Below are 18,659 nucleotides of genomic sequence, written 5' to 3' on the forward strand. Positions count from 1 at the left end.
CAAACTTGGCCGACAGCACGGTTGCAATCGCTGCAGTCAGCGTGGTCTTGCCGTGGTCAACGTGACCAATCGTGCCTACGTTCACGTGCGGTTTCGTCCGCTCAAACTTGCCTTTTGCCATTTTGCATTTCCTTCAAAAAGAACGATACGTTGATTGTCTTGTTTGAACCGGCCATGGATCGCATGGCCGGTCCTTGTTGCACTTACTTGCCTTTGGCGGTGATCACGGCGTCAGCAACGTTCTTCGGTGCTTCAGCGTAATGCTTGAATTCCATCGTGTACGTTGCACGGCCCTGGGTGAGGGAGCGCAGCGTCGTGGAATAACCAAACATTTCTGACAGAGGAACTTCCGCGCGGATGATCTTGCCGCCGCCCGGGATGTCGTCCATGCCCTGGATCATGCCGCGGCGGGACGAGAGGTCGCCCATGACGTCACCCATCTTCTCTTCGGGCGTTTCGACTTCGACTGCCATCATCGGCTCGAGAAGAGCCGGGCTTGCCTTGCGGCAGCCATCCTTGAACGCCATCGACGCAGCCATGCGGAATGCGTTTTCGTTCGAGTCCACGTCGTGGTAGGAACCGAAGAACAACGTGACCTTCACGTCGACCACGGGGTAGCCTGCCATCACGCCGGTCGGCAGGGTCTCGATGATGCCCTTCTCGACTGCCGGGATGTACTCGCGGGGCACCACACCGCCCTTGATTGCGTCGACGAACTCGAAGCCCTTGCCGGGTTCCTGCGGTTCGATCTTCAGCACCACGTGACCGTACTGGCCGCGGCCGCCGGACTGCTTGACGAACTTGCCTTCGATCTCTTCACAAGTCTTGCGAATGGTTTCGCGGTATGCCACCTGCGGCTTGCCGACCGTTGCTTCCACGCCGAATTCGCGCTTCATGCGGTCGACGATGATCTCGAGGTGGAGTTCGCCCATGCCGGAGATGATGGTCTGGCCGGATTCCTCGTCGGTCTTGACGCGGAAGGATGGATCTTCCTGAGACAGGCGATTCAGGGCGATACCCATCTTTTCCTGATCGGCCTTAGTCTTCGGCTCGACAGCCTGCGAAATCACGGGCTCGGGGAACACCATGCGCTCCAGCGTGATGACGGCTTCCGGATCGCACAGGGTTTCGCCGGTGGTCGCTTCCTTCAGTCCGACAGCGGCGGCGATGTCGCCGGCGCGCACTTCCTTGATTTCTTCGCGCTGGTTGGCGTGCATCTGCAGCAGACGACCGATACGCTCCTTCTTGCCCTTGACCGGGTTGTAGACCGTGTCACCGGAATTCACCACGCCGGAGTAGACGCGGAAGAAGATCAGCTGGCCAACGAACGGGTCGGTCATGATCTTGAAAGCCAGTGCCGAGAATTTCTCGTTGTCGTCGGCCTTGCGCACAGCCGGCTCGCCGTCTTCGTCTTCGCCCTTGACCGGCGGGATGTCCGTCGGTGCGGGCAGGAATTCGATCACGGCGTCAAGCATTGCCTGTACACCCTTGTTCTTGAACGCGGTGCCGCACATCATCGGAACGATTTCGCTGGCGATGGTGCGCTGACGGATCGCCTTCTTGATTTCCTCTTCGGTCAGATCGCCTTCCTCGAGGTACTTGTTCATCAGCTCTTCGCTGGACTCGGCAGCGGCCTCGACCAGCTTCTCGCGCCATTCCTGGGCGACATCCTTCAGGTTGTCGGGAATGTCACGGTAGTCGAATTTCATGCCCTGGGAAGCGTCGTCCCAGTAGATGGCCTTCATCTTGACGAGGTCGACCACGCCTTCGAAGTTCTCTTCCGCGCCGATGGGTACTTGCACCGGAATCGGGTTAGCCTTCAGGCGAGCGCGCATCTGGTCATAGACCTTGAAGAAGTTGGCGCCGGTGCGGTCCATCTTGTTGACGAACGCGAGACGCGGCACGCCGTACTTGTTAGCCTGACGCCACACGGTTTCGGATTGAGGCTGCACACCGCCCACTGCGCAGTAGACCATGCAGGCGCCGTCGAGCACGCGCATGGAACGCTCCACCTCGATGGTGAAGTCCACGTGACCCGGGGTGTCGATGATGTTGATGCGGTGCTCGGGGAAGTTATTGGCCATGCCCTTCCAGAAGCAGGTGGTGGCGGCGGAAGTAATCGTGATGCCGCGCTCTTGCTCTTGCTCCATCCAGTCCATGGTCGCTGCGCCATCGTGCACTTCACCGATCTTGTGGTTAACACCGGTGTAGTACAGGATACGCTCGGTAGTGGTTGTTTTACCGGCATCGATGTGAGCGGAAATACCGATATTGCGGTAGCGCTCGATGGGGGTCTTGCGAGCCATATTCAATCCTAAGTCTTTTAATGGTAGAAAACCGAGCGCCGCTTTTTGTCAAAGATGCGCCCGGTTTTAACCGATTTACATTACTGGGCCTTCAACGGTGCGAAGGCAACTAGTGAACTACTATTAGAAACGGAAGTGGGAGAATGCCTTGTTGGCTTCTGCCATGCGGTGCACTTCGTCACGCTTCTTCATCGCACCGCCGCGACCTTCAGCTGCTTCCATCAACTCACCGCCCAGGCGCTGCGGCATGGACTTTTCGCTGCGCTTGTTTGCAGCTTCGCGGAGCCAGCGCATGGAGAGTGCCATGCGGCGGACCGGGCGAACTTCCACCGGAACCTGGTAGTTGGCACCGCCGACGCGGCGGGACTTCACTTCGACCATCGGCTTGCAGTTGTTGATTGCTGCAGTGAATACTTCGAGCGGATCCTTGCCCGACTTCTGTTTGATGTGATCGAACGCACCATAGATGATGTTTTCGGCGACCGATTTTTTACCGGACAGCATCAGGACGTTAACGAACTTGGCAACATCAACATTGCCGAACTTCGGATCCGGGAGAATCTCCCGCTTGGGAACTTCACGACGACGTGGCATTTCGATTCCTTTCACTCTTCAGTTGAGCATCAGCGCTGAGTGTTTTCGCTGGCTGCTCGCGGAGACCATCATGGCCATCCACTTACTCGACCCATTCGGGGCCGGTTCACATTCCGCGCGGTGAAGCACCGGGAGACAAGTCTCCTTGCGGAATTCTTGATTACTTCTTGGCGGCCTTGGCGCGCTTTGCACCGTACTTCGAGCGTGCCTGCTTACGGTCCTTGACGCCCTGGGTGTCCAGCGCGCCGCGAACCATGTGGTAACGAACACCAGGCAAATCCTTGACACGACCGCCACGGATCAGCACGACGCTGTGTTCCTGGAGGTTGTGGCCTTCGCCGCCGATGTACGAAATGACTTCGAAACCGTTGGTGAGGCGGACCTTGGCGACCTTACGAAGCGCGGAGTTCGGCTTCTTCGGCGTCGTGGTGTACACGCGGGTGCAAACGCCGCGCTTTTGCGGGCTGTTTTCCAGCGCCGGCGACTTGCTCTTCACAACAGCGGAGACCCGCGGCTTGCGAATAAGTTGATTGATGGTTGGCATCGGTCTTTAATCCAACAAAGTACAACGTTAAAAAATACAGCCCCGAAATCGATTGCCCGGGACCGAAGCGAGAGGTCAGTGCAACATGCAATTGCTCGTTGTCGATTTCCGACTTTTGTTTGGACAACCAGAAAAGAAGCGCTGATGGAGGGAGAAATTTCTGACCAAAGAACGCTTAAGCCCTGGCGAGCCTAAAATCGAGAACCTGCGAGTATATCCTTGGGTGAAATCCGCGTCAACGACTCAGTGTGCGCCCAACCGCGCGTTTGAGGTTGGTTTCGGAAAAAGGTTGCACATAAGGGAAAAACCGCCAGCCACCGCTGCAGCACAGGCGGGTTGTCGTGGCGTGGTTGGATTACTCCGCATAAACTGTTTGCCTCGGTCATTCCGTCCGGCAAATGTTCAAGAAATCAACAGTTTATGCGTTTCATCCTTCGTCCGGCCAATCTCTTCCTGCTGTCGACGTACCTCGTCTTGTCAGCCGGACCGTTCCTGCCTTCGCTGTTTGGGAGGGATGTCGCCGACCCATGGCGCATGCTCGGCATGGAAGTTGTGGCATGGCTCGCATTATGGGCCGTCGCCAAGCGTCCCGCCTACTTCCACTGGCTGCTGCTGCCTTCGTTCCTGGCCTTACCTATGGAAATCTATCTGAACGCCTATTACGGCCAGGGGATTTCCTCGCATCACCTGGGCATCATCGCCGAAACCAGCCCCAAGGAAGCCATGGAATTCCTGGGGAACAAGGTGTGGGGGCTCGGAGCCGTCTTCGTCGGAATCTTGGCATGGTGGCTGGGATCAGGAGTTCTTGCTTGCAAAACCCGTGAACTGGACTGGAAGGATGGATCACGCTGGGTGGCCCTGGCCCTCCTCGGATTGGCGGCGTCAGTGTGGGTATATGGGGACAACATGGGGATAGCTTCGTCGCCAACGGCGGGCAAGGCCTCGGTCGTCAGGATGGTGTCCGCCGGCAGCGGCGAAGCCTCGGAGGAGGACGAGAATGAGGACGACGACAACGCCGACGCCTCGGGCGCGTCCTTAGCGTCGGCCGTGGCAAAGGCGCATCCGCTCTACCCCAAGCTGCCTGCATGGGCGAAGGTGCCATTCGAGATCGATGCCTTCGGAAAGACCTGGCCTTTCGGCATCGCCGTTCGGGTTCACGACTTCTGGAAGGAACGAAAGTACCTTGCGGAATTGTCCGAGCGCAGTGCCGCATTCCGCTTCGGCGCGCGGGCAGCCAACGACGATGAGGGGGCACAGGTCGTCGTCATGGTCATCGGGGAATCGTCCCGCTTCGACCGATGGAGCCTGAACGGTTATGGACGCGAGACGAATCCCCTGCTCAAGCAGGAAGCGAACGTGGTAAGCCTGGCCGACATGGTGACGGCCGTGTCGGCAACGCGCCTGTCGGTTCCCGTGCTGGTATCGCGCAAGCCTGCGCGCAAGAGCCTGCAGGCGGGCTTTTCCGAGAAGTCCTTCCTGACCGCGTTCAAGGAAGCGGGGTTCAAGACGTGGTGGCTGTCGAACCAGATGTCCTTCGGACAGTTCGACACGCCGATTTCGGTGTTTGCCAAGGAGGCGGACGTCGTGCAGTTCCTGAACCTGGGCGGCTTCACGAATCAGTCAAGCTATGACGATGTCCTGCTGGCCCCGTTGCGCGCGGCGTTGCGCGAGCCCGCCCGGAAGAAGCTTATCGTGCTGCACACGCTGGGAAGCCACTGGAACTACAGCCACCGGTATCCGCAGGAATTCGACAAGTGGCAACCATCGCTCTTCGGCATCGCGAACCCCGCCTATACCAATGCGAACATGAAGCCGCAGATCAACAACAGCTATGACAACTCGATCCTGTACACGGACTGGCTCCTGTCGCAGGTGATCAATACGCTCAAGTCGCCCGGACAAAAGGCCTCCTTGATGTATGTGGCCGATCACGGCCAGACGCTCTATGACGGCACCTGCAGCCTCGCCTTCCATGGCCACAACACGCAACATGAATTCCACGTGCCGTCCCTGGTCTGGTACTCCGACGCTTACGCCGAGTCGCATCCGGACAAGGTCAGGCAACTGCTGCACCACAAGCGGACCCGCCTTTCGACGGAAAATGTCTTTCACTCGCTGCTCGACATGGCGGCGATACAGTATCCAGGCGAGCAGCCGGAATGGAGTTTTTTCAACGCGAAGTTCAAGACCCACAAGCGCTACGTGGATAGCTACGGCTGGTCGAACTACGACAATGCGACGTTCAAGGGTGATTGCAGGGAAGTGATCGACAAGGGCAAGCCGCTGGTTCAGGAAAAGTAGCGCTGACCAAGGCGTCTCCGTTCTCCGGGCCCGGGGTCAAATCCAGATTGGAGACGAAAAAAAACGGCACCGTTTCCGGTGCCGTTTTGCTTGGGACGATTAGACTGGCGTTTAGACTTGGTCGCCTTCGTGATTGACGTCGGTGGTTGCCGTCGCTTCATTGACCGGCTCGACATCCGATGCGCGTGCTGCTTCTTCGGCTTGCAGAAGCGCGCTGCGCTCCTCGGCTTCCCAGGTCTCCTTTTCCTTGCGGGCACGGTGGTAAGCCAAACCGGTACCGGCGGGGATCAGGCGGCCCACGATGACGTTTTCCTTCAGGCCGCGCAGACCGTCCTGCTTGCCCATGATTGCGGCTTCGGTGAGCACGCGGGTGGTTTCCTGGAACGATGCGGCGGAGATGAAGGAATCCGTCGACAGCGATGCCTTGGTAATACCCAGCAGCACGTTCTCGTAGGTTGCCGGACGCTTACTCTCGGCGATGACCTTGTCGTTCTCGTCCAGCAGTTCGGAACGCTCGACCTGTTCACCCGGAATGTAGGCCGTATCGCCCGCATCCACGACTTGAACGCGACGCAGCATCTGGCGAACGATCACCTCGATGTGCTTGTCGTTGATCTTCACGCCCTGCAGACGGTAGACGTCCTGGACTTCGTCGACAATGTAGCGGGCCAGTGCCTCGATGCCCAGCAAGCGCAGGATGTCCTGAGGATCGGCCGGGCCGTCCACGATCATTTCGCCCTTGTTCACCACCTGGCCGTCGTGCACCAGCACCTGCTTGTCCTTGGTAATCAGGAACTCGTGCTTGTTGCCGTCCATGTCGGTGATTTCCAGGCGCTGCTTGCCCTTGGTCTCCTTGCCGAACGCGACCGTACCGGTGACTTCCGCCAGCATGCCGGCGTCCTTCGGCGAACGCGCCTCGAACAGTTCGGCCACACGCGGCAGACCGCCGGTAATGTCACGGGTCTTCTGCGATTCGGTCGGGATACGTGCCAGCACTTCACCGACGGAGACCTGCTGGCCGTCCTTCACGGTGATCAGCGCGCCGACCTGGAAGCCGATCGTCACGGCGTGTTCGGTGCCGGCAATCTTGACTTCCTCGCCCTTCTCGTTGAGCAGCTTGACCTGCGGACGAACGATCTTGCTGGACGATCCGCGGCGCTTGGCGTCGATGACCACCAGGGTGGACAGGCCGGTCACTTCGTCGATCTGCTTGGCGACCGTTGCGCCTTCCTCGACGTTCTCGAACTTCACCGTGCCGGTGTATTCGGTAATGATCGGGCGGGTCAGCGGATCCCAGGTTGCCAGCGCGGTGCCGGCCTTGATGGCGAGGCCATCCTTGACCAGCAGGGTCGCGCCGTACGGCACCTTGTGGCGCTCGCGCTCGCGGCCGAGGTCGTCGGTAATCAGCACTTCGCCGGAACGGGAAATGACGATCTGCTCGTTCTTGCCGTTGGTGACGTAGCGCATGGTCGCGGTGAAGCGGACCGTGCCGTTGGACTTGGCTTCCACGGAAGAGGCAACCGCGGCACGGGATGCCGCACCGCCGATGTGGAAGGTACGCATGGTCAGCTGCGTGCCGGGTTCGCCGATCGACTGGGCGGCGACGACGCCAACCGCTTCGCCGGAGTTCACCAGCATGCCGCGGCCGAGGTCGCGGCCGTAGCACTTGGCGCACAGGCCGTAACGCGTGTCGCAGGTCAGCGGCGTGCGGACCTTGACTTCATCGATGCCGAGGCGCTCGATGTTCTCGACGCTGTCTTCGTCCAGCAGCGTGCCGGCTTCGTACAGGGTTGCCTGGTCTTCCGGATTGATGATGTCGGTCGCGGCAACACGGCCGAGGATACGGTCGCGCAGTGCTTCGATGACTTCACCACCCTCGACCAGCGCCTTCATGGACGCGCCGTTGGAGGTGCCGCAATCGTCTTCGGTCACCACCAGATCTTGGGTCACGTCGACCAGGCGGCGGGTCAGGTAGCCGGAGTTCGCGGTCTTCAGCGCCGTATCCGCCAGACCCTTACGGGCGCCGTGGGTGGAGATGAAGTACTGCAACACGTTCAGGCCTTCGCGGAAGTTCGCGGTGATCGGCGTTTCGATGATCGAGCCGTCCGGTTTCGCCATCAGTCCGCGCATGCCGGCGAGCTGGCGGATCTGTGCCGCGGAACCGCGGGCGCCGGAGTCGGCCATCATGTAGATGGCGTTGAACGATTCCTGCGTGGTCTTGGTGCCGTCGCGCTTAGTGACGTCCTCGACCTTGAGCTGGTCCATCATGGCCTTGCCGACTTCGTCGCCGGCCTTGCCCCAGATGTCCACCACCTTGTTGTAGCGCTCGCCGGCGGTCACCAGGCCGGACGCGTACTGCTGCTCGATCTGCTTCACTTCGTGCTCGGCGCGGGCGATGATGGTCGCCTTCTGGGGCGGCACCAGCATGTCGTCGACGCAGATGGAAATGCCGGCGCGGGTCGCGAGGCGGAAACCGGACTGCATCAGCTGGTCGGCGAACACCACGGTGGCGCGCAGGCCGCACTTACGGAACGACGTATTGATGAGCTTGGAGATTTCTTTCTTCTTCAGCGCGCGGTTCAGCACCGAGAACGGCAAGCCCTTGGGCAGGATCTCGGAGAGGATGGCGCGGCCGACGGTGGTCTCGTAGCGCTTGATGGTCTTGACGAACTCGCCGCTCTCCGGATCTTTCGGATACTCGGTGATGCGGACGGTGATGCGGGTCGTCAGCTCGACTTCCTTATTGTCATAGGCGCGGATGACCTCGGACACGTCGGGGAAGAGCATGCCTTCGTTCTTGCCGTTGATCTTTTCACGGGTCGCGTAATACAGGCCCAGCACGATATCCTGCGACGGCACGATCGACGGTTCGCCGTTCGACGGGAACAGGATGTTGTTGGAGGCCAGCATCAGGGTGCGGGCTTCCATCTGTGCTTCGATGGACAGCGGAACGTGGACGGCCATCTGGTCGCCGTCGAAGTCGGCGTTGAACGCCGCGCAGACCAGCGGGTGCAGCTGGATCGCCTTGCCTTCGATCAGGACCGGCTCGAACGCCTGGATGCCGAGGCGGTGCAGCGTGGGCGCACGGTTCAGCATGACCGGGTGTTCGCGGATGACTTCCTCCAGGATGTCCCACACCACCGGTTCCTGCACTTCGACCAGCTTCTTGGCGGCCTTGATGGTGGTCGCGAGGCCCATCAGTTCAAGCTTGTTGAAGATGAAAGGCTTGAACAGCTCGAGCGCCATCAGCTTGGGCAGGCCGCACTGGTGCAGCTTGAGCTGCGGGCCCACCACGATGACGGAACGGCCGGAGTAGTCGACGCGCTTGCCCAGCAGGTTCTGGCGGAAACGACCGCCCTTACCCTTGATCATTTCAGCCAGCGACTTCAGCGGACGCTTGTTGGCGCCGGTCATGGCCTTGCCGCGGCGGCCGTTGTCGAGCAGCGAGTCGACGGCTTCCTGCAGCATGCGCTTTTCGTTGCGCGTGATGATTTCCGGCGCGCGCAGCTCCATCAGGCGCTTCAGGCGGTTGTTCCGGTTGATGACGCGGCGATACAGGTCGTTCAGGTCGGAGGTCGCGAAGCGGCCGCCGTCCAGCGGAACGAGCGGACGGAGTTCCGGCGGCAGCACCGGCAGGACTTCCATGATCATCCAGTCGGGCTTGATACCGGAACGCTGGAAGGCCTCGAGCACCTTGAGGCGCTTGGCGTACTTCTTGATCTTGGCTTCGGACTTGGAATCCTTCAGTTCCTGGCGCAGGGTCTCGACTTCGCGGTCGATGTCGATCGAGCGCAGCAGTTCACGGATGCCTTCGGCGCCCATGAAGGAGGTGAAGTCGTCGCCGTACTCTTCGTACTTGGCGGCGTAGTCGTCCTCGGACATGATCTGGCACTTCTTCAGCGGCGTCATGCCGGGATCGGTCACGACGTAGGCTTCGAAGTACAGCACGCGTTCGATGTCGCGCAGGGTCATGTCGAGCACCATGCCGAGACGGGACGGCAGGGACTTGAGGAACCAGATGTGGGCGACCGGCGATGCCAGTTCGATGTGGCCCATGCGCTCGCGGCGCACCTTGGCCAGGGTCACTTCCACGCCGCACTTTTCGCAGATGACGCCGCGGTGCTTCAGGCGCTTGTACTTGCCGCAGAGGCACTCGTAGTCCTTGATCGGGCCAAAGATCTTGGCGCAGAACAGGCCGTCGCGCTCGGGCTTGAAGGTACGGTAGTTGATGGTTTCCGGCTTCTTGACTTCGCCGTAGGACCAGGAACGGATTTTTTCAGGCGATGCAAGACCGATCTTGATCGCATCGAATTGTTCGCTTTGCTGTACTTGCTTGAATAGATCGAGCAGTGCTTTCATTTCTTTCACTCCAGTCAGGCGTGATAAACGCGTTTCGGTATCGTCGGGAAGCGGGGCCTGCTTCTACCCTGTTCGCATCGGCGGGAGAGCCCTGCCACTGTGCCGGGTGACACGAGTTCCGCCAATACCGGGAACAGGCGTCGCTTCCTTTCGTAATACCTGCTACTTGCCTACTACTGTTTCTTGCTGATTTGCTGCCATTCTTTCACTGCCGCCCATCGGCCGTTGCGGATGGGCGGCAGGTTGCCGCTTAGTCTCGCTCGAGGTCGATGTCGATGCCCAGCGAACGGATTTCCTTCACCAGCACGTTGAAGGATTCCGGCATGCCGGCGTCGATCACGTGGTCGCCCTTGACCAGGTTCTCGTAGACCTTGGTACGACCCGTGACGTCGTCAGACTTGACGGTGAGCATTTCCTGCAGCACGTAGGACGCGCCGTAAGCTTCGAGTGCCCAGACTTCCATCTCGCCGAAGCGCTGGCCGCCGAACTGTGCCTTGCCGCCCAGCGGCTGCTGGGTAACGAGCGAGTACGGTCCGGTCGAGCGGGCATGCATCTTGTCGTCGACGAGGTGGTGCAGCTTGAGCACGTGCATGTAGCCCACCGTGACGGTGCGCTCGAAGGCTTCGCCGGTGCGGCCGTCGTACATCGTGACTTGGTTCTTCGACGGCGTCATGCCGAGCTGGGTCGCGATTTGGTCCGGATAGGCGAGGTCGAGCATGCGATGGATTTCATCTTCATGCGCGCCATCGAACACCGGCGTGGCGAACGGAACGCCATATTTCAGGTTCGCGGCCAGCGACAGGATTTCGTCGTCGGTGAAGTTGTCGAGATCTTCGGTCTTGCCCGACTCGTTGTAGATCTTCTTCAGGAACTCGCGCAGCTCCTGTGCCTTGGCTTGCGCCTTGAGCATTTCGCCGATGCGCAGGCCCAGGCCCTTGGATGCCCAGCCCAGGTGGACTTCCAGCACCTGGCCGACGTTCATCCGGGAAGGAACGCCCAGCGGGTTCAGCACGATGTCTGCCGGCGTACCGTCCGCCATGTACGGCATGTCTTCTACCGGGACGATGCGCGAGACCACACCCTTGTTGCCGTGGCGGCCTGCCATCTTGTCGCCAGGCTGCAGGCGGCGCTTCACTGCCAGGTAGACCTTGACCATCTTCTGCACGCCCGGGGGCAGTTCGTCGCCCTGGGTGAGCTTCTTGCGCTTCTCTTCGAAGGCGAGGTCGAACTGGTGGCGCTTCTCGGCGATGGATTCCTTGATGGCTTCCAGCGCGGCGGCGACGTCGTCGTCGGCCGGGCGAATGTCGAACCAGTGGTACTTGTCCAGGTCGTCCAGGTATTCCTTGGTGATCGGGGCGCCCTTGGCCAGCTTCTTCGGACCGCCGTTGACGATCTTGCCAATCAACATCTTTTCGAGACGCTGGAAGGCGTCGCCTTCCACGATGCGCAGCTGGTCGTTCAAGTCGAGGCGGTAGCGCTTCAGCTCGTCGTCGATGATCTGCTGGGCACGCTTGTCACGCGGGATGCCTTCGCGGGTGAACACCTGGACATCGATCACCGTACCGACCATGCCGGAAGGCACGCGCAGGGACGTGTCCTTGACGTCGGATGCCTTTTCGCCAAAGATCGCACGCAGCAGCTTTTCTTCCGGCGTCAGCTGGGTCTCGCCCTTCGGCGTGACCTTGCCGACGAGGACGTCGCCGGCTTCGACTTCGGCGCCGATGTACACGATGCCGGACTCGTCCAGGCGGGCGAGCTGGTTTTCAGCCAGGTTGGAAATGTCGCGGGTGATTTCTTCCGCGCCCAGCTTGGTGTCACGCGCCACGACCGACAGTTCCTCGATGTGGATCGAGGTGTAGCGGTCGTCGGCAACCACACGCTCCGAGATCAGGATCGAGTCTTCGAAGTTGTAGCCGTTCCAGGGCATGAACGCCACCAGCATGTTCTGGCCGAGCGCGAGTTCGCCGAGGTCGGTCGAGGCGCCGTCGGCGATGACGTCGTTCTTCGCCACGCGGTCGCCGACCTGCACGATCGGACGCTGGTTGATGTTGGTGTTCTGGTTGGAACGGGTGTACTTGATGAGGTTGTAGATGTCCACGCCCACTTCGCCCGCAGCCGCTTCCTCGTCGTTGACGCGGATCACGATACGGCCGGCGTCGATATAGTCGACCACGCCGCCGCGCAGCGCCTGGACGGTGGTGCCCGAGTCGACTGCAACGGTGCGCTCCACGCCGGTGCCGACGAAGGCTTTTTCCGGACGCAGGCAAGGCACGGCCTGGCGCTGCATGTTCGCGCCCATCAATGCGCGGTTCGCGTCATCGTGCTCGAGGAACGGAATCAGCGATGCCGCAACCGAAACGACCTGGCCAGGCGCGACGTCCATGTACTGAACGCGCTCGGGCGAGACGAGGATGGTCTCGCCAGCTTGGCGGGCGGAGACCAGTTCATCGGACAGCTTGCCTTCGTTGTCGATCGTCGCATTCGCCTGGGCGATCACGTAACGGCCTTCTTCGATGGCGGACAGGTAGTCGATCTGGTTGGTCACGCCGCTAGCCTCGACCTTGCGGTACGGAGTTTCGAGGAAGCCGTACTCGTTCAGGCGGGCATACAGTGCCAGCGAGTTGATCAGGCCGATGTTCGGACCTTCCGGCGTTTCGATCGGGCAGACGCGGCCATAGTGGGTCGGGTGCACGTCGCGGACTTCGAAGCCGGCGCGTTCGCGGGTCAAGCCGCCCGGGCCAAGCGCGGAGACGCGGCGCTTGTGGGTGATTTCCGACAGCGGGTTGGTCTGGTCCATGAACTGCGACAACTGCGACGAACCGAAGAACTCGCGGATTGCGGCGGAGATCGGCTTCGAGTTGATCAGGTCGTGCGGCATCAGGTTGTCAGCTTCGGCTTGGCCGAGGCGTTCCTTGACAGCGCGCTCGACGCGGACGAGGCCGGCGCGGAACTGGTTTTCCGCCAGTTCGCCGACGCAGCGGACGCGACGGTTGCCGAGGTGATCGATGTCATCGACTTCGCCGCGGCCATTGCGCAGCTCGACCAGGATCTTGATGACGGCCAGGATGTCTTCGTTCGACAGGGTCATGGCGCCGGTCAGTTCATCGCGGCCAATGCGGCGGTTGAACTTCATGCGGCCCACGGCCGACAGGTCGTAGCGCTCTTCGCTGTAGAACAGGCCGTTGAAGAGGGCTTCGACGGACTCTTCGGTCGGCGGCTCGCCAGGACGCATCATGCGATAGATCGCGACGCGGGCAGCCGTCTGGTCGGCGGTGTCGTCCATGCGCAGGGTCTGCGAAATGTAGGCGCCCTGGTCGAGGTCGTTCGTGTACAGCGTCTGGATGTCGGTGACGCCGGCGTCGCGCAGGCGGGCGAGCGAGTCTTCCGTCAGTTCGTCGTTGGCGTTGGCGATCACTTCGCCGGTCTCGGCGTCGACGATGTTCTTCGCGAGCACGCGGCCCAGCAGGTAGTCCTCGGGCACGGAAATGTGCTTGATGCCGGCATTGTCGATTTCACGGACATGCTTGGCGTTGATACGCTTGTCCTTGGCGACGATGACCTTGCCGCTGTTGTCGGTAATGTCGAAACGGGCAACTTCGCCGCGCAGGCGTTCCGCGACGAATTCCATCTCGCCGCCGTCGGCGCGCAGCTTGAAGTTGTCGAAGACGAAGAAATTGGCCAGGATTTGTTCCGGCGTCATCCCGATTGCCTTCAGCAGGATCGTGACCGGCATCTTGCGGCGACGGTCGACACGGAAGAACAGGATGTCTTTCGGATCGAATTCGAAATCGAGCCAGGAACCGCGGTAGGGAATGATGCGTGCGGAAAAGAGCAGCTTGCCGGACGAGTGCGTCTTGCCGCGGTCGTGTTCGAAGAACACACCCGGGGAACGATGCAGCTGGGAAACGATCACACGCTCCGTACCGTTGATGACGAAGGAACCGTTGCGGGTCATGAGCGGGAGTTCGCCCATGTACACCTCCTGCTCCTTCATTTCCTTCACGACGGGCTTGGTCGGCGATTCCTTGTCGAGGATGACAAGACGCACCTTGGCGCGCAGCGGCGAAGCAAAGGTGAGGCCGCGCTGTTGGCATTCCTTTACGTCAAACGGAGGGTCGCCCAACACATAGGACAGAAACTCTAGCCGAGCGAAACCATTGTGGGATACGATGGGAAAAATCGAGGTGAAGGCGGATTGGAGGCCTTCATTCTTGCGTTGCGATGGCGCTTTTTCTGCCTGCAGGAAGCCCGTGTAGGACTCGAGCTGGGTCGCCAGCAGGAACGGAACGTTGTGGACGTTAGCGCGTTTCGCGAACGATTTGCGAATGCGCTTCTTCTCAGTAAATGAGTAGTGCATGGACACTCCGTGAGTGACAGGAAGGATGGAGAGTTCAGGATTCGCTGGCGTATTTCCGTCGCTGCCTGCTATCTGCGAAACCTCAAGTCTCAGCCCTTCGGGGCTTACTAGACTGTTTATCAAGTCATGCGAAACTCATCGGACGTGTTGCTTTTGTCTAAGAGTTTTGGCATCTAGCTTACCAATTTTACAAAACGACAAAGGAGCCAAAGCCGAACCCCCTCTTTCGAGAAGGTTCTGAGCTTTGACTCCGGCGATGTTGACTCGCCCTGGCAAGCCGAATTACTTGAGTTCGGCCTTTGCGCCTGCTTCTTCCAGCTTCTTCTTGGCTGCTTCTGCGTCTGCCTTGGCGATGCCTTCCTTGACGGGCTTCGGTGCACCGTCAACGAGGTCCTTGGCTTCTTTCAGGCCCAGACCGGTAATTTCACGGACGGCTTTAATGACGCCGACCTTGTTCGCGCCGACTTCAGACAGCACAACGGTGAATTCGGTCTGCTCTTCAACTGCTGCTGCAGCACCGCCACCTGCGCCAGGAGCAGCGACTGCCATTGCGGCTGCGGAAACGCCAAACTTCTCTTCGAACGCCTTCACCAGGTCGTTCAGATCCATGACGGACATCTGGCCTACTGCTTCCAGGATATCTTCTTTGCTGATTGCCATTTGAAACTCCTAAATTGTGTATTCGGTAATTACATCTGATCGGTACTGACGCGGAACGAAAGGGCTTACGCGCCTTCCGTTTCCTTCTTGGCTGCCAAGGCAGCCAGAGCGCGGGCAAATCCGGCAACCGGAGCCTGCATGACGCCCAACAGCTGGGCGATGAGGACTTCACGGCTGGGAATGCTGGCCAGAGCGGCGACGCCTGCTTTATCAAGCGGCTTGCCTGCAAAGTTACCTGCCTTGACGACCAGCTTGTCGTTGCCCTTGGCAAAGTCGTGAACGACTTTGGCTGCGGCAACGGCATCCTCGGAGATCGAATAGATCAACGGGCCGGTCATTTCGGAGGCAAGGCCAGCGAAGGGCGTGCCCTCGACGGCGCGACGTGCGAGCGTGTTCTTCAACACGCGCATGTACACACCCTGGTCACGCGCTTTGGCGCGCAGTTGCGTCAAGTGACCAACCTGGATGCCGCGATATTCGGCCACGACGATCGTCTGCGCGGTTGCAACTTTCGCGGAGACTTCGGCGACGACGGCCTTCTTGTCATTCAGATTGAGACTCAAGATCAACCTCCAAAAATGATGCTTGGCTTACGCCTTGCATCGGTTCGAACACGGCGTCCGACGTTTAGGAGTTCAGTGCTAGCGGACTAGCTTTGAGACTACAAAACTTTTCGGGTTCACCATCTGCGTTGGGTGCCAATGCTTTCGCGCCTGGCGTTTAACTTTGCACTTCTCTGGAGAAGTACGCCGCCCAACGGTCTTTGATAATCTGCCCCGCAACCAGATTGGCTGGGGTCAGCCCAAAGATTTGCCCCGTACCGCATCTGCGGTACGGGGACTTGATTCTTGCTTAGGCAGCGAGCGTCGTCTGGTCAACACGGACACCGGCGCCCATGGTCGACGAAATCGCGACCTTGCGCAGATAGATGCCTTTGCTGGATGCGGGCTTTGCCTTGTTCAGTGCATCGATCAGGGCGAGCAGGTTCGACTTGAGGTCTGCATCGCTGAACGACTTGCGGCCGATCGTTGCGTGAATGATGCCTGCCTTGTCAGTACGGTACTGGACCTGACCGGCTTTCGCGTTTTTGACTGCGGTGGCGACGTCCGGAGTGACCGTGCCGACCTTCGGGTTCGGCATCAAGCCGCGCGGGCCGAGAATTTGACCAAGGGTACCGACGATACGCATCGTGTCCGGCGAAGCGATCACGATGTCGAAAGGCATGTCGCCGCCCTTGATGCGTTCGGCCAGATCTTCCATGCCGACAACGTCAGCGCCGGCTGCTTTTGCGGCTTCTGCCTTGTCGCCGGATGCGAAGACCGCAACGCGAACCGATTTGCCGGTGCCTGCGGGCAGAACGACGGAGCCACGCACTACCTGATCCGATTTCTTTGCGTCGACGCCGAGTTGCACAGCGACGTCGATCGACTCATTGAACTTCGCGGTTGCGCATTCCTTGATCAATGCAATTGCATTGTCGAAGGCGTAGAGCTTCGTGCGGTCAACTTTTTCCTTGAGTGCCTTTGCACGCTTGGTCAACTTAGCCATTTACAGACCCTCCACCGTGATGCCCATGGAACGCGCGGATCCGGCGATCGTGCGCACGGCTGCGTCCATGTCAGCTGCCGTAAGATCCGGCATCTTGGTTTTTGCAATTTCCTCGGCCTGCTGACGGCTGATCTTGCCAACCTTGTCAGTGTGGGGCTTCGGGGAACCCTTTTGAATGCCGGCGGCCTTCTTGATCAAGATAGTTGCCGGGGGAGTCTTCATCACGAAAGTGAAAGACTTGTCGGCAAACGCGGTGATCACGACCGGAATGGGCAGGCCGGGCTCGACACCTTGAGTCTGCGCGTTGAACGCCTTGCAGAACTCCATGATGTTTAGACCGCGCTGGCCGAGTGCCGGACCAATCGGGGGGGAGGGATTTGCCTTACCAGCCGGGACTTGCAGCTTGATAAAGCCAATGATTTTCTTTGCCATGATGGCTCCAGTTAGATGAGTAGTAGCGCCTGTTCGCTCCGGCATTGCGCCTTCGCTAATGGGGCTCCTCCGTATTGCCTACAATGCATGTCAGATCTCCTCATCCTGTCGATGAGCGACGCTCTGACGGGCGTTGAATACGATGAAGGGGAAGAAGACTTAGACCTTTTCAACCTGGCCGAATTCCAGTTCAACCGGGGTTGCGCGGCCAAAAATGGTAACGGAGACGCGGACTCTCGATTTTTCGTAGTTGACTTCTTCGACATTGCCGTTGAAGTCGGTAAACGGACCATCCTTGATACGCACCAGTTCGCCGACCTCATAGAGCACTTTGGGACGCGGCTTTTCAACGCCTTCCTGCATCTGGTGCAGGATCTTGTCGACTTCATGTGGCGGAATCGGTGTCGGCTTGTTCGACTTGCCGCCAATAAAACCAGTAACCTTGCTGGTGTTTTTGACCAGGTGCCAGGTTTCGTCCGTCATCTCCATTTCGACGAGGACGTAGCCCGGGAAGAACCGGCGTTCCGTCACGGCCTTCTGGCCGTTTTTCACTTCGATAACTTCTTCGGTAGGGACCAAGATTTGACCAAACTTGTCCTGCATACCTGCACGTTCAATGCGCTCGGTCAGCGCACGTTGAACACTCTTCTCCATGCCGGAGTAGGCATGCACGACATACCAACGCTTGTTGCCGGACGACGGCGCTGCGGCGACGTTTGTATCTTGGGTATTTTCGCTCATTATTTTTTCCAGCCCAGGATCAGGTCGTACAGCACAAACTCGAGAATCTTGTCCGTGCCCCAAAGGAAAATCGCCATCAACAGTACGAAACCGAAGACGACGGCGGTAATTTGCATTGCTTCTTTGCGAGTGGGCCAGACAACTTTTTTGGTTTCACGCACGGATTCGCGCGCAAACTCCAAGAACTGACGACCCGCTTCCGAGGTCCATGCAATGGCGACAGCGACAACCAGTCCAACCACCAGGGCGCTAGCGCGCACCAGGGTAGGCTTGTCCGAGAGGATGTAAAAACCGACGACGCCCGCAATGACGGCACAAATAGCAAGAGCGACCTTTACCTTGTCGCTCGATGTGCTGACGGTTTCAACGGGGTGGTTAGACATGAATCTATCTTTCGGTGGCCCTGCACCTAATCAGGTGGCAGGGGCAGAGGGAATCGAACCCCCAACCTTCGGTTTTGGAGACCGACGCTCTGCCAATTGAGCTATACCCCTACGCGAAACGGTTGAATGAATTGATAACGCTGCGATGCCTGGTTCGTTACCAAGCAGTCGCAGCGCCACGATTCAGAATTACTCGATGATTTTAGCGACGACGCCGGCGCCGACGGTACGACCACCTTCACGGATAGCGAAGCGCAGGCCTTCTTCCATCGCGATCGGGTTGATCAATTGCACCGTGATCGACACATTGTCGCCCGGCATCACCATCTCCTTGTCCTTCGGCAGTTCGATCGCGCCCGTCACGTCCGTCGTCCGGAAGTAGAACTGCGGACGGTAGTTGTTGAAGAACGGCGTGTGACGACCACCTTCGTCCT

The 18,659-nt window shown here is 59.5% G+C and carries 14 protein-coding genes and 1 tRNA gene; 1 reads left to right on the forward strand and 14 read right to left on the reverse strand.

The window, feature by feature from the left end:
- From G3574_RS15205 to rpsL, 4 genes are all read right to left on the reverse strand, one after another.
- Window positions 1-121: GTP-binding protein (locus G3574_RS15205; RefSeq protein WP_233250791.1), on the reverse strand; the 121-nt coding region annotated here is incomplete at its 3' end.
- 82 nt (window positions 122-203) lie between these two features.
- Entirely contained in the window at window positions 204-2,306 is a 2,103-nt protein-coding gene (gene fusA, locus G3574_RS15210) for an elongation factor G (RefSeq protein ID WP_163964711.1), read from the reverse strand.
- 123 nt (window positions 2,307-2,429) lie between these two features.
- On the reverse strand, window positions 2,430-2,900 hold the full coding sequence (rpsG, locus tag G3574_RS15215) for a 30S ribosomal protein S7 (RefSeq protein WP_136417881.1): 471 nt from the start codon (window positions 2,898-2,900) through the stop codon (window positions 2,430-2,432).
- 160 nt (window positions 2,901-3,060) lie between these two features.
- Window positions 3,061-3,444, reverse strand: a complete 384-nt coding sequence (gene rpsL, locus G3574_RS15220) for a 30S ribosomal protein S12 (protein WP_163964714.1) — start codon at window positions 3,442-3,444, stop codon at window positions 3,061-3,063.
- A 420-nt stretch (window positions 3,445-3,864) separates the two neighbouring features.
- Between rpsL and G3574_RS15225 the strand changes: the two genes are divergently transcribed.
- Entirely contained in the window at window positions 3,865-5,745 is a 1,881-nt protein-coding gene (locus G3574_RS15225) for a phosphoethanolamine transferase (RefSeq protein WP_163964718.1), read from the forward strand.
- A gap of 111 nt (window positions 5,746-5,856) precedes the next feature.
- Here the strand turns inward: G3574_RS15225 and rpoC are convergent, their stop codons facing one another.
- The 10 genes from rpoC to G3574_RS15275 form a co-directional block, all read right to left on the reverse strand.
- Window positions 5,857-10,104, reverse strand: coding sequence for a DNA-directed RNA polymerase subunit beta' (gene rpoC, locus G3574_RS15230; RefSeq protein ID WP_163964721.1), 4,248 nt, complete (start codon window positions 10,102-10,104; stop codon window positions 5,857-5,859).
- Window positions 10,105-10,354: 250 nt separating this feature from the next.
- The gene (rpoB, locus tag G3574_RS15235; RefSeq protein ID WP_163964724.1) at window positions 10,355-14,461 is read right to left on the reverse strand and encodes a DNA-directed RNA polymerase subunit beta; all 4,107 of its coding nucleotides are present in this window, start codon (window positions 14,459-14,461) and stop codon (window positions 10,355-10,357) included.
- A gap of 282 nt (window positions 14,462-14,743) precedes the next feature.
- A complete protein-coding gene (gene rplL / locus G3574_RS15240; RefSeq protein ID WP_163964727.1) occupies window positions 14,744-15,121 on the reverse strand; it encodes a 50S ribosomal protein L7/L12 in 378 nt (125 codons plus the stop codon).
- Between the two features lie 65 nt (window positions 15,122-15,186).
- Window positions 15,187-15,684, reverse strand: a complete 498-nt coding sequence (gene rplJ / locus G3574_RS15245) for a 50S ribosomal protein L10 (RefSeq protein WP_163964729.1) — start codon at window positions 15,682-15,684, stop codon at window positions 15,187-15,189.
- 289 nt (window positions 15,685-15,973) lie between these two features.
- Complete coding sequence (gene rplA / locus G3574_RS15250) at window positions 15,974-16,669, reverse strand: 50S ribosomal protein L1 (RefSeq protein ID WP_163964733.1); 696 nt, start codon at window positions 16,667-16,669, stop codon at window positions 15,974-15,976.
- Complete coding sequence (gene rplK, locus G3574_RS15255) at window positions 16,670-17,101, reverse strand: 50S ribosomal protein L11 (RefSeq protein WP_163964736.1); 432 nt, start codon at window positions 17,099-17,101, stop codon at window positions 16,670-16,672.
- 159 nt (window positions 17,102-17,260) lie between these two features.
- The gene (gene nusG / locus G3574_RS15260; RefSeq protein WP_163964739.1) at window positions 17,261-17,842 is read right to left on the reverse strand and encodes a transcription termination/antitermination protein NusG; all 582 of its coding nucleotides are present in this window, start codon (window positions 17,840-17,842) and stop codon (window positions 17,261-17,263) included.
- On the reverse strand, window positions 17,842-18,225 hold the full coding sequence (secE, locus tag G3574_RS15265) for a preprotein translocase subunit SecE (RefSeq protein ID WP_163964742.1): 384 nt from the start codon (window positions 18,223-18,225) through the stop codon (window positions 17,842-17,844). The genes nusG and secE overlap by 1 nt, the downstream gene beginning before the upstream one ends.
- A 35-nt stretch (window positions 18,226-18,260) precedes the next feature.
- Window positions 18,261-18,336: transfer RNA gene (locus G3574_RS15270), tRNA-Trp, on the reverse strand.
- 78 nt (window positions 18,337-18,414) lie between these two features.
- The coding region (locus G3574_RS15275) for an EF-Tu C-terminal domain-related protein (protein WP_456237892.1) at window positions 18,415-18,659 on the reverse strand (245 nt) is incomplete at its 5' end.

The organism is Noviherbaspirillum galbum, assembly GCF_010974945.1.
Taxonomy (GTDB): Bacteria; Pseudomonadota; Gammaproteobacteria; order Burkholderiales; family Burkholderiaceae_D; genus Noviherbaspirillum; species Noviherbaspirillum galbum.